Genomic DNA, 11792 nt, shown 5'->3' on the forward strand with positions numbered 1-11792 from the left:
GCCGAGGGCCCATAGCCTGCCCTGAGCGCAGCAGAAAGGTTCCTGCTTTGGACATGGGATACCGCCACAGCCGATTCCACACTCAGTCCCCTGAGCGTGGCCATTACTTTCGTCCAATGCCCTTTCGTAACGTCCTACCCTCCAGAAAGTTTGCATGCAATTAACCCCATTTGTGCTTTACTAATAATCAGCAGAAGAAAAGCCACGGCCCGAACCTTAACCGGTTCGGGCCGTGGCCGTTTTGCACCTTTTTCAGTGCGATTTCAACTTTTCTTCGCGTTTCAAGCCCAGCACAGTTTAATTGCACAGTCCCGGAATAAAGATCGCATGAAGATTTCTATAAGAACTGTGACATCTCCCGCAACCCGCGGAAAACAAACCACCTCCGAGAGCGCGCTGCACAGGATAACTCAGCGCGCCTCCCGGATTTCAACTTCTCCGCCCAGCGCGGCTTGCTCTTGCATAGCCGGTGGCTGTTCCTGTTTCTGCACTGGTTGTTTAGTCCTTATTCTCCTGGTTCTTAGTACGCTAACGTTCTTCCCCTGCCCGCCGATGAAACACCTGTTGGCCGTTTCCCGGCCACAGGGCCCTGTTTTGGGCGCTCCATCTGTATCGGAGGCAGGCAAGTTGAGCACACAACATAACTCCATTCCCTACCTTTCTCAGCTTCCTGCCCTTCCGGATGACGCGGGGAACGATTTGTCACAGAACGCACACGTCACCGGCATCAGCTCTGGGTGGCGCAAACTCCTCCTGCAGGCTGAAATGGCCGCGCCGCATCTCCAGATTGCCTCCATTGAAGGCGAGCAGGGCTCCGGCAAGCAGACCCTCGCCCGCTATCTCCTCAGCCGTTCGCCGCTGGCACGCGCCGTCTTTCAGCGCCATGACGCGCGCGAGTGGCTGCTCAGCGATCTTGACCCCGCCAGGCTCTCCGGCTTTCTGTATCTGGATCGCGCAGACCTGCTCACGCCTCCAGGCCAGGCCCTGCTGCTGAATGTTTTCAAGGCGATTGAGAGCCGGCAACCACAGCGCCACGCCTTTCCCGGCCATCCGCAGCACAGCGCGGAAGACCGCTCGCCCCGCTTGTTGATCGTTGCCTCCTCGCAGGCCTCGATCCGTCAGATGGCTGGTCAGGGCCAGTTCCTTCCCGACCTCGCCTTTCGTCTCACCGCCTGCCGCTTTGCTGTTCCCGCGCTGCGCATGCGGAAAGAAGACATCGCACCCATCGCGCAGGCCCTCCTCGACCGCCTCTGCGCCCGCTATCAACAGCGGCCCGTCTCGCTCGGGCCCGGCACACTAGCCCGCCTGCTCCAGCACAACTGGCCGGGCAACGTGCGTGAGCTGGCCAGCGTGCTTGAAGCCGCCATCCTTGAATCGACCAGCGACACTATTTTCCCCGCCAACCTGGCCCTCCCCACACCCGGCCAGATGCCACACGATGCTCTTGCAGGCACGCAATCCGGCCCGCTCACACTCGACGACGTGATTCAGCGCCACGTGCAATACGTCCTCGATCTCAACCGCGGCAACAAGCTCCGTGCAGCGCGCCAGCTTGGCATCAGCCGCTCCACGCTCTACCGCCTGCTCGGCAGCGAATCCATCCTCGCCAATTAGGCGATACTCTTCACTGCTCCGAGACGCGAGTGCGCGGGTGCCCATCCATAATTCGGGCGCCCCACTCATGTGCAGCTTTATCGCGCATGAGTGGGGATCAAACAAAGGCAAGTCCTGCGAAGCCAATCCTGAGAAGATAGAGCTGTGCAAACCCTGCGGCTCACCAGCACGCCGGAAGACCTCGCCCGCGCCTCGGAAATACTTCGTTCCGGCGGCCTCGTAGCTTTCCCCACGGAGACCGTCTACGGCCTCGGCGCCAACGCGCTCGACCCCGAAGCCGTGGCCCGCATCTTCGCCGCAAAGCAGCGTCCCGCCTGGGACCCGGTCATTGTCCACATCTCAGACGCAGCCACGCTCCCTCAAATCGTTACAGAAATTCCACCCGACGCTCAGGTTCTAATCGACCATTTCTGGCCTGGCCCACTAACGCTCCTTCTACCCCGCTCTTCTGTGATTCCCAACTCCGTCACCGCCGGCCGTCCACTCGTAGGCGTGCGCATGCCCGCGCATCCCGTAGCCTTTGAGCTCATCCGTCTCGCAGGCGTACCCATCGCCGCACCCAGTGCCAACCGCTTCGGCCACACCAGCCCAACTACCGCGGAGCACGTCCTTGCGGACCTGGACGGTCGAATCGATGCTGTCGTCGATGCCGGGCCCACGCTCCACGGCGTCGAGTCTACCGTCCTCGATCCCACGCAGAGCCCCATCGTCATCTACCGCCCCGGCGCCGTCACACTGGAACAGATTCGCGCAGTAGCAGGCGCAACTCTTTTCTACGAACCCCCTCCAAAAAGCGAAAGCCCGGAGAGCCTGCCATCACCTGGCGTCGGCATTCGCCACTACGCACCGTGCGCGCGCCTGATTCTCATCGAAGCACCGGATGCAGACCTGCCCGCCGCACTCGCCCACGCCGCTGCCAATCACGCGCAAAGTCATGAACAGGCATACCTCGGCATTCTGCTCCCACGCGAATTCGCGCAGTCTGCCCCGCTGCACGCCACGATCTTTGATTGGGGAAGCTGGACCGCACCGGAAGAGCTAGCCGCGCACCTCTACGCCGGCCTCCGCGCGCTCGATGCCGCTGGCTGCAATCTCATCCTGTGCCCACTTCCAGTGGCAGAAGGCATTGGAGCCGCGCTTCGCGACCGCCTCCGCAAAGCCGCTTGGAAGAACGAGAGTCTTTAGGTGTCAAGTTTCAACACATCGCTTACCATGCATCGGCTGTTTTAAGAATCTGCGGATCTAAGCGAAGGGCAGTGTTTCAAACAGGCTGAGCCCGCACAACGTATCATCTCGTTAAGCTTCCACCACGCGATTCCCAGTCCTCAAGTTCAGCCGCTTCACGATTACAGTCGCGCTGGTCTCCTGAACCCCCGCCAGAGTGCGAAGCTGCTCGATCAATTCACCCAATTGATGAGGGTCTTTGCAGACCACGCGAAGACGGACATCAAACGCCCCCGTCATCGATACAGCTTCTTCCACACCAGCGATCCTTGCCAGGGTTCGCTCAAAGGAATTCATTGTTGTGCCCTTTTGCAATTTCACGTCGATGAAGGCTTGGAGGTTCAGGCCAAGCGATGAAGGCTCGATCTCGACGCAAAATCCCTTTACCACACCCAGCTCCTGCAGGCGTCGTACTCGCTCCGCCGTTGCATTCGGACTCAGATGCGCCAGCGCTGCCAAATCGCGATAACTGGTTCTGGCATTTCGGGACAGGGCACCGAGAATTGTTCTGTCTGATGCATCCAATCCAATATTTTCCGCAGTTTGTCCTGATCCTGAAGCCAATATTCGCAATAAACTCACAAAATTATCCATATCACAAGAGTTTATCTCGTTATATCTTCTACTCACAGAATAAAATTAAGAAGAGGAGATTCAATGAAAAAACTTGTAACGCCGGGCACTCTTCTTGTGCTTCTGTCTTTGATGGTGCTCCCAGGCGCGGCGGGGACGGCGCAAGAGCCTGGCAAAATTGCGCTGCCGCTTCAGGGCCCGATCGACATGCCAGCTCCGCATCCCAAGGGAACCGATCCAAAGCCTCAGAATGCCGAAGAAACTCTTCTCGCTGCATTCAACAACTACGAAGTTGTTGCCATGGGCGCAGCGCACGGCAACAAGAATCTCGATGATTTCATTCTCCATCTCGTCAGCAATCCTGCCTTTCCAGGCAAGATAAATATGATCGCCGTGGAGTGCGGCAATTCGCTCTATCAGCCTACCCTTGATCGATACATTGCGGGCGCCGATGTCCCCTTGTCGGAAGTGCAGCAGGTCTGGCGTAACACCACGCAGTCGATGTGCGGCTTGTCCAGCTTTTACGAGGAGCTTTTCCCTTTGATCCGCAGAATCAATCAAACGCTGCCATCAGAGAAGAAGCTCCGCGTGCTGGCGTGCGATCCACCCATTGACTGGAGCAAAATCAAGAGTCCTGTTGACTTCGGACGCGGACAATACCTGATGCGAGACCCCAGCATTGCCTCTGTCATGGAAAAGGAAGTGCTCTCAAAACACCGCAAAGCACTCATGCTCTTTGGCACGGCTCATCTCTATCACGTCGGCAACACGGCTGTCAGTCTCTATGAGCAGAATTATCCGGGCGTGACTCTGGTGATTGCCGATCACACGGGGTTCGGAAATTGGAGCCCTCTGGAGAAATACAACAACCAGTTTGAGGCGCGCATGGCGTCCTGGACCGTTCCATCGCTTGTGCTGGAGTTGAAGGGCACATGGCTCGCAGACTTGCTGGACATTACGAACAGTACCGGAAACTTCTTCTTCGGCCCGGCAGCCAGCGGTAAGCTTCCGGCAGCATCGGCTCCAGTGAAAGGTACATTCTCAGAAATTCCGGCCGAAGCGGAAGTTAAATTGTCGAAAAAAGTGGATGCTTATCTCTATCTTGGCCCCAGGGATTTGTTGCTGAATGAACCGACACCAGCGCATATTGTCCTCGACATGGATTACATGGGCGAACTCCAGCGGAGGGCAGCGATCATGAAAGATGGGCTGATGGCGGACGAAGTCAATCCACAAAAAATTTCCGAACGCGATTCCAATCCGTTCTTCTACGACCCGGACGAGCTCCGTAACCTGATGCAATCGCCAGGCAGTATCCGGTGAATCCCGACAGCCCCTCATGCAAAATTTCTTTCAGAAAATCTGCGTATAATTAAGCCCAAAAGAACTCATTTCATATAACTTAATCGCAACTTCCGCACAGGCCCTCATAGCAAATAATGGTATGAAATAAATTCGATCTAATGAAATTGAACCGGTATAGAGCGCTGTTTGAAAAATACAGCCTTTTAGCCGTTCTCGCCCTGCTTATACATATATTTAATCGCCGACTTGTAAATCAGCATCCTTGACCGCCCACGCACCTTGAGCGCATGACGGTCGTACCACTCAATGCAGCCTTCAATCGTCTCGCCATCGTCCATCACAATCACCATCGGCGTCTGCGACTGAATCTGCTTCTGCAGGTAAAAAAGCTCCGCGTGATGCAACGGCGCGAACTGCTCCTGGTACTCGGGCAACCGCAATGAAATCGGTGCTATGCTACGGCGCTTGCGCGGCGCAGCGATCTCCGGCTGGATTGCAATACCGTCCTCGACAACACTGGGAAAAATAGCTTGTCCGCTCATAAAGCTGATCCTTTCTTTCCTCTACTCTATCGACGGGAAATCGCGTTCTATAGTTCCAACGCAGGCTGTGCAAACTCGTGCATCGATAAAGCCCGCTCTCCAATACCGGCAGCAAGGACAAAGAAAACCTGCGGCAGCGCTGAGGCCTCCTCATGATGCTCTCGATTCGTGGAAAACTTGTTACTAAAAGAGATGCCCACGCGTTACGCCGGGTTGCGCGCAGGCATGTGAAAATTCCCACAGCGCGAACTTCCATTGCACTCGAACGCGCTGAGCACCAATCCCTTCCGCCGCTTGTGTTTTCAGCACTAACGATGCGCTCATTGGAATCTCAGCGCTCCGGCAGGCTCAGCGCCATCGCATCCAGGCTCAGCGACCGCAGCAGATTCCTGCGCATTCCGCTCTGCACCTGCCCCAACGCATACGCCGCCCCGTCCAGCCAATCCACGCTGATGGATTGCGCAAGCTGCCCCAGCTCGCTCGCCATATCGATATTCCGCACAAGCTGCGGCGTACCCGCATACGTCAGCAGCAAATCCTCAAAGAGACTGCCCAGCGCTCGCAGCAGGTTCATCGTCTTCTCCTGACCTTCGGCCCCGGCGCGATACGTCTCCGTCGCGCGAAACAGCGAGGAGTAATCCGGTTCCTTCAGTGCAGTCCGCAAAAGAATCAGCGCATCCTGCCTGCTCTGCAGCCACGCCGCAAGATCGAAGCCCAGCGCTCGCCCCACCGCGCCCTCAGCCAGCCGTGCCACCAGCGCGCGCTCCGCGGGTTTCAGCTCCGGCCTGCGCGCACTCAGGAGTGCCTCCAGTTCCGCACTGGGCAACGCACCCAGCCGGTGCGTCACCGCGCGCGAACGAATCGTCGGCAGCAGCTCCTGAGGATTTTCAGACAGCAGAATCAACGTCACGTAGGCCGGCGGCTCCTCCAACACCTTAAGAAGACTGTTCGCCGCCTCCTTCATAAACGCCGCACTCGTAAAAATGAAAAATGCGCGCCGCGCCTCCACCGGAGGCCGATAATACGCCGCATGAATCACCTGCCGAACCTGTCCCAATTTAATCAGCAACTGCGGAGGATCGGGCGGAATCACCAACACTTCCGGATGCGTCTGGATAAGAATCCTCGTCTCCTTCTTATCCGTCTCGCGCAGATCCTCGCGCGCCTCCACGGCCTCGGCAACCTTTTCGTCCAGATTCGCCGCCTCGCCAATCTTCACGCAATTGAGACATCGCCCGCAGAAATCCGGCAGTCCATCTGTCTCGATCGGGCCGCCATCTGCGCCGCCCTTGCAATTCACCGCCCGCGCCAGCATCAGCGCCAGCGTATACTTCCCCGCCCCGCGCGGCCCGGCCAGAATCATCGACTGCGGAACACGCTCCGCCGCGATGCTCTCACGCAGCCGCGTCACGGTCGCCGTATTGCCCAGAAATTCTCTGAAGCTCACCTATCGAGTCTAGAGCATAGGCGTGCATAGGCCAACGCACCACTGCTGGTACCCTGCACCGAAGACATGCCGTATGAACTTTTCCCTCCCGCATTGCGCGGGTGCTGAATCTCAGGGGATCGGCCAGAAACCCATCGAATCAAACGCGTTCGGAAAATGCGCCCGCAGGCATTGGAAAGAATCTGCAAACCTCTTGCAGCTCTCCTATTGACATTCTATAGAGGATAGAGCAATACTCATACAGAAAATCGATAGGAACAATCAGATGGGACAGAATCAAACCAATCTCCTCCAGGGAACTCTCGATCTTCTGATTCTGAAAGCTCTCGGGCAGGGTGAATTTCATGGCCTGGGGATTTCGCGTCGGATCGAGCAGATCACGCATGGAACATTCCAGGTCAAGCCCGGATCGCTTTTTCCGGCCCTTCACCGGATGGAAGAAGCCGGATGGCTGAGCGCGTTCTGGGGCGAGTCTGAAAATAATAGGCGAGCGAAATTCTACAAGCGAACAAAGGCAGGGGAACGCCAACTCGGTATCGAAACCGAACAGTGGGCAACGATTGCCCAGGCGATGGCGAATGCCCTGAAAGCCACTTAGGAGAAGCACCATGAGACCTGGCTCGCGTATCCGTGGAATCGTGCGAAATCTGCTGCACAAACAGCGCGTTGAAGGCGAGTTGGATGCCGAATTGCGCGCCTATGCCGAGATGCTCACCGATGAGAGAGTCGCGTCCGGCAATTCCGAGGCCGAGGCAAGGCGCATCTCGCTGGCAGAGATGGGCGGAATCGAGAATGTGAAGCAGTCAGTGAGGAAAGATCGCGCCGGCACCGGCATTGAGACCTTATGGCAGGATTTACGCTATGCGCTGCGGCAGTTGCTTCGCTCACCCGGATTTTCGCTCACCGCGCTGCTCACGCTCACCATGGCAATCGGCGCCAATGTCATCGTATTCGGAGTGCTCAACGCCGTCGTCCTGAATCCGCTGCCCGTGCCACAGCCGGAGCAAGTCTATTCCCTTCAGGGTCGCAATGCTAACAGCTTCTCGTTCTCCTTTCCCACCTATGTAGACATGCGTGACCGCAGCCAGGCCTTTTCCAGCATAGCCTTGATGCGCCTGGCACGGGTCGGCCTTGATTCCGGCGGTCACGCCGAGCCGGTGTGGGGTTATGAGGTTTCCAGCAATTATTTTCAAATGCTGGGAGTCCAACCGGCACTGGGACGTTTCTTCACTCCATCGAGTGATACGAAGATCAATGGCGACCCATCCGCAGTCCTCAGTTATGAGTGCTGGAAAACGCAGTTCGGCGGCGATCGCGGCATCATCGGCAAAACTGTCCGAATCAGCAAACTCCCGTTTGTCGTGATCGGCGTTGCGCCGCGCGGCTTTTACGGAACGGAGCGCCTGATCTGGTCGAAAATCTGGCTGCCAATTGCGGACGAACCGGAGATCGAAGGTTACAACTGGCTCCAGTATCGCAGCGACCATAACGGATGGCTTGCGGGTCGCGTGAAGCCAGGCGTCACAGCCGCACAGGCCAATGCCGATCTGGCCGATGTTGCCGCGCATATCCGGCAGCAATATCCCGACTCCGATAAAGACCTCGAGGTGCGTGTTTCGCAGCCCGGCCTGTTCGGGGATGTCATCGGCGGCCCTGTGCATGCGTTCCTGATCGGCATCATGCTGATGGCATTGCTGGTGCTGTTTGCGGCCTGCGCGAACCTGGCAGGATTCTTCACTGCCCGCATGACCGATCGCGCGCGCGAACTCGGAATCCGCATCGCCATCGGAGCCAGCCGCGCAAGGTTGTTGCGGCAGCTTCTCACCGAATCCGTCGTGATTGCGCTTCTGGGAGGCATCGCCGCATCTTTGCTGGCCATGATGATCCTGCGCGCCCTCACCGCCTGGCGTCCCAGCACTGATTTCCCGTTCGAGTTCGCCATGAATCCGGGCGCGATGGTGTATCTCTTCTCCTTTACACTCGCGCTTTTCACCGGAGTCCTCTTCGGGCTGCTTCCCGCGCGCCAGATCTGGCGCACCGATCCCAATCGCACGCTCAAATCCGCAATTGCGCCCGCTGCCGGTCGCCGCTTCAGCCTGCGCGACATCCTACTTGCCGTCCAGATTGCTCTCTGCTGCCTGCTCGTCACATCGTCGTTCGTCGCGCTGCGCGGGCTCGCGCGCACATTTCAGATCAACCTGGGCGTCGACCCTGAAAATGTGACGCTGGCGGAGACCGATCTCCAGCTTGCTGGATACACCCTTGCCAATGCCGCCGCAGCACAGCAGCGCATGCTCGATGCCATGCGGCAAATTCCGGGAGTGGAAAGCGAGTCGCTCTCGAATAGCACCCCTCTGAGCGCCAACCAGAGCAGCATGTCCATCTTTGCTCCCGGCACAACCTCCTTTAATGCCGCATCGGAAAAATTCGTCGCCCGCTATTACCACGTGGGCCCCGGCTATCTCCACACCTCCGGAACTCGCCTGTTACGCGGTCGCGACTTTACCACCAACGACAATGCCAAAGCGCCATCGGTCGCCATTGTGAATGAGACTTTCGCCAAGCAACTCTTTGGAACCGCCGATGCCGTGGGCAAAACGTTTCCCACTGGCGACGGCAAACCCATGCTCGTCGTTGGAGTGGTGGAAAACGGGAAATATGTAACTCTCATGGAAGACCCCACACCGGCGATCTTCTGGCCGCTCGCACAGAACGCGGACACCAGCACAGTCCTGCTGTTACGCTCCCTTCGGCCGTCTGCCGACATGATCCCGGCCATGCGCCGCGCCATTGCTAATGTCGATTCGGCAGTGCCCATTCTCAGAATCGAGCCGTGGCAGGATACTCTGAGTTTTCAGATGCTGCCTGAGCGTGCCGCAACCATTGCACTGGGAATACTCGGCGCGTTCGCCATCCTGTTGGCTATCACGGGCATCTTCGGGCTTGCGAGTTATACGGTTTCGCGGCGCATGCGCGAATTCGGCATTCGCGTCGCACTGGGAGCGAGGCATCGGGATGTAGTGCGGACAGCTCTGGGGCGTGTGTTTGTGCTTCTCGCTTCCGGTTCAATCGCAGGTCTGGCGTTGGGACTCGCAAGCGGCCGCGTCATTGCAAGCATTGTGTATCAGGCGTCGGCTTTCGATCCGGTCGTCATCGTAGCCGTAGCTCTCACCATGTCTGGAATCGGGCTTCTTTCGGCATTTGGTCCGGCGCGCCGTGCCCTTGCGACAATGCCCGCAATGCTGTTGCGCGAGGAATAAGCAAGCCAGAATGAACTGCGGGCGTATCGCCGCCAACTCGGAAGCTACCGATCTAACCCTGTGGATTCAAACGGACCCACTGCCCGGTTTTCAGCAGCATTGCATCGCTTCGGCATAAATTTACTCACCCCCGCTGGCCAACTCTCCGCGCCCGGTGCTAATGTTCCCCCGTGCATAACTCCGGCTCGCCGCAGCCGGAAACACGAGGTATTTTCATGGCAACTGTTGCAATCGACCCCCGCGTCAGCCACTCCACAGCTGGCTTTGTCACTGCCGATCACAAGATGCTCATTGACGGCCGCTTCGTCTCCGCCGCCTCCGGCAAAACCTTCCCCGTCTACAACCCCGCCACCGGCGAGATCATCACCCACGTCCCCGAAGCCGAGGCCGAAGACGTCAACCGCGCCGTCGCCGCAGCTCGCCGAGCCTTCGATGAAGGCCCCTGGCCGCGCATCTCGCCCTCTGAGCGCGGACGCATTCTCTGGCGCGTAGCGGAGCTGCTCGAAAAGCACAACGACGAGTTCGCCGAGATCGAATCGCTCGACAATGGCAAGCCCTTCTCAGTCGCTCGTGTCGCCGACGTTCCGCTCGCCGCAGACATGTTCCGCTACATGGCCGGCTGGACCACCAAGATCGCCGGCAAAACCTTTCCCATCTCCTTTCCCGGCGACTTCCACTCCTACACCCTCCGCCAGCCCATCGGCGTCGTCGCACAAATCATTCCCTGGAACTTTCCACTGCTCATGGCCGCATGGAAACTCGCACCCGCGCTCGCCTGCGGCTGCACCGTCGTATTGAAGCTCGCTGAGCAGACTCCGCTCTCCGGCCTGCGCCTCGCGCAAATTCTCAATGAGGCCGGCGTGCCTCCCGGCGCAGTCAACGTCCTCACCGGCTTCGGTGAAGGAGCCGGCGCGCCGCTCGCCTCGCATGACGATGTAGATAAGGTAGCCTTCACCGGATCAACCGAAGTCGGCAAGCTCATCGTCAAAGCCGCCACAGGCAATCTCAAGAAAGTTTCCCTCGAGCTCGGCGGCAAATCTCCCGTTCTCGTCTTCCCAGATGCGCGCATCGACAACGCCATTCAGGGAACAGCGTCAGCCATCTTCTTCAACCACGGCCAGTGCTGCTGCGCTGGCTCACGTCTCTTTGTGCATGAAAAAATCTACGACGAAGTCGTCGAAGGCGTCAGCAGAGTTGCCTCCGGCATCAACGTGGCACCGGGCCTCGATCCCTCATGCCAGATGGGCCCGCTCGTCAGCGATGAACAGTACCGCAAGGTTCTCGGGTACATCGAATCAGGCGTAAATGAAGGCGCAAAAGTAACGGCGGGCGGCGCAAAGAAATCCGACCACGGCTACTTTGTGCAACCCACCGTACTCACCAACACGCATCCCGGCATGAAGGTCGTCGATGAAGAGATCTTCGGACCCGTCGTCTGCGCCACGCCTTTTTCCGACAAAGACATCGACGCGATTCTAAGAAAGGCCAATGATTCCATCTATGGCCTGGCGGCAAGCGTCTGGACGGAAAATCTCTCCACCGCCCACAAAGTTGCCCGCGGCCTGCGCGCCGGAACCGTCTGGGTCAACTGCCACAACGTCTTCGACGCCTCACTGGCCTTCGGCGGCTACAAGCAATCCGGCTGGGGTCGCGAGATGGGCGAAGAGGTTCTGCACAACTACCTCGAAACCAAAGCGGTGACGATTGCGCTTTAGAGCGTCGCCGGCTTCCTTCCGGCTGGCTGCACAGTCTTCGATTCCAGGCGATTTCAGGAGTTATCCTGTGCAGCATTGTTTCCGAAGCTGTTTTGTTTCCGCAGGTTACAGG

At 58.2% G+C, this 11792-nt stretch carries 9 protein-coding genes; 6 read left to right on the forward strand and 3 right to left on the reverse strand.

Annotation, left to right across the window (positions count from 1 at the left end):
- Nucleotides 1-627: 627 nt before the first annotated feature.
- Together ABSG47_RS17815 and ABSG47_RS17820 are read left to right on the forward strand one after the other, a co-directional pair.
- Nucleotides 628-1614 (forward strand): sigma-54-dependent transcriptional regulator, encoded by a 987-nt coding sequence (locus tag ABSG47_RS17815; protein WP_424171052.1) that lies wholly within the window; start codon nt 628-630, stop codon nt 1612-1614.
- A 144-nt stretch (nt 1615-1758) separates the two neighbouring features.
- Complete coding sequence (locus ABSG47_RS17820; protein ID WP_424171053.1) at nt 1759-2799, forward strand: L-threonylcarbamoyladenylate synthase; 1041 nt, start codon at nt 1759-1761, stop codon at nt 2797-2799.
- Between the two features lie 111 nt (nt 2800-2910).
- Here ABSG47_RS17820 and ABSG47_RS17825 read toward each other — a convergent pair whose 3' ends face one another.
- Complete coding sequence (locus ABSG47_RS17825; protein ID WP_424171054.1) at nt 2911-3432, reverse strand: Lrp/AsnC family transcriptional regulator; 522 nt, start codon at nt 3430-3432, stop codon at nt 2911-2913.
- A gap of 63 nt (nt 3433-3495) precedes the next feature.
- Here ABSG47_RS17825 and ABSG47_RS17830 point away from each other — a divergent pair, with 63 nt between their 5' ends.
- Complete coding sequence (locus ABSG47_RS17830; RefSeq protein WP_424171055.1) at nt 3496-4734, forward strand: hypothetical protein; 1239 nt, start codon at nt 3496-3498, stop codon at nt 4732-4734.
- Nucleotides 4735-4919: 185 nt separating this feature from the next.
- Here ABSG47_RS17830 and ABSG47_RS17835 read toward each other — a convergent pair whose 3' ends face one another.
- Together ABSG47_RS17835 and ABSG47_RS17840 are read right to left on the reverse strand one after the other, a co-directional pair.
- A complete protein-coding gene (locus ABSG47_RS17835) occupies nt 4920-5258 on the reverse strand; it encodes an Hfq-like protein (protein ID WP_424171056.1) in 339 nt (112 codons plus the stop codon).
- 331 nt (nt 5259-5589) lie between these two features.
- Nucleotides 5590-6705: a DNA polymerase III subunit gene (locus ABSG47_RS17840; protein ID WP_424171057.1), complete on the reverse strand. Its 1116-nt coding sequence runs from the start codon at nt 6703-6705 to the stop codon at nt 5590-5592.
- Nucleotides 6706-6970: 265 nt separating this feature from the next.
- On the opposite strand from ABSG47_RS17840, the gene ABSG47_RS17845 reads away from it, so the two are divergent.
- The 3 genes from ABSG47_RS17845 to ABSG47_RS17855 all read left to right on the forward strand — a co-directional run bounded on the left by ABSG47_RS17845 (nt 6971) and on the right by ABSG47_RS17855 (nt 11680).
- Complete coding sequence (locus ABSG47_RS17845; RefSeq protein WP_424171058.1) at nt 6971-7303, forward strand: PadR family transcriptional regulator; 333 nt, start codon at nt 6971-6973, stop codon at nt 7301-7303.
- A gap of 10 nt (nt 7304-7313) precedes the next feature.
- On the forward strand, nt 7314-9965 hold the full coding sequence (locus ABSG47_RS17850) for an ABC transporter permease (protein WP_424171059.1): 2652 nt from the start codon (nt 7314-7316) through the stop codon (nt 9963-9965).
- A gap of 215 nt (nt 9966-10180) precedes the next feature.
- Complete coding sequence (locus ABSG47_RS17855) at nt 10181-11680, forward strand: aldehyde dehydrogenase family protein (RefSeq protein ID WP_424171060.1); 1500 nt, start codon at nt 10181-10183, stop codon at nt 11678-11680.
- Nucleotides 11681-11792 lie beyond the last annotated feature (112 nt).

Origin of the sequence: Occallatibacter sp., from assembly GCF_049510455.1 — a bacterium.
GTDB lineage: Bacteria > Acidobacteriota > Terriglobia > Terriglobales > Acidobacteriaceae > Telmatobacter.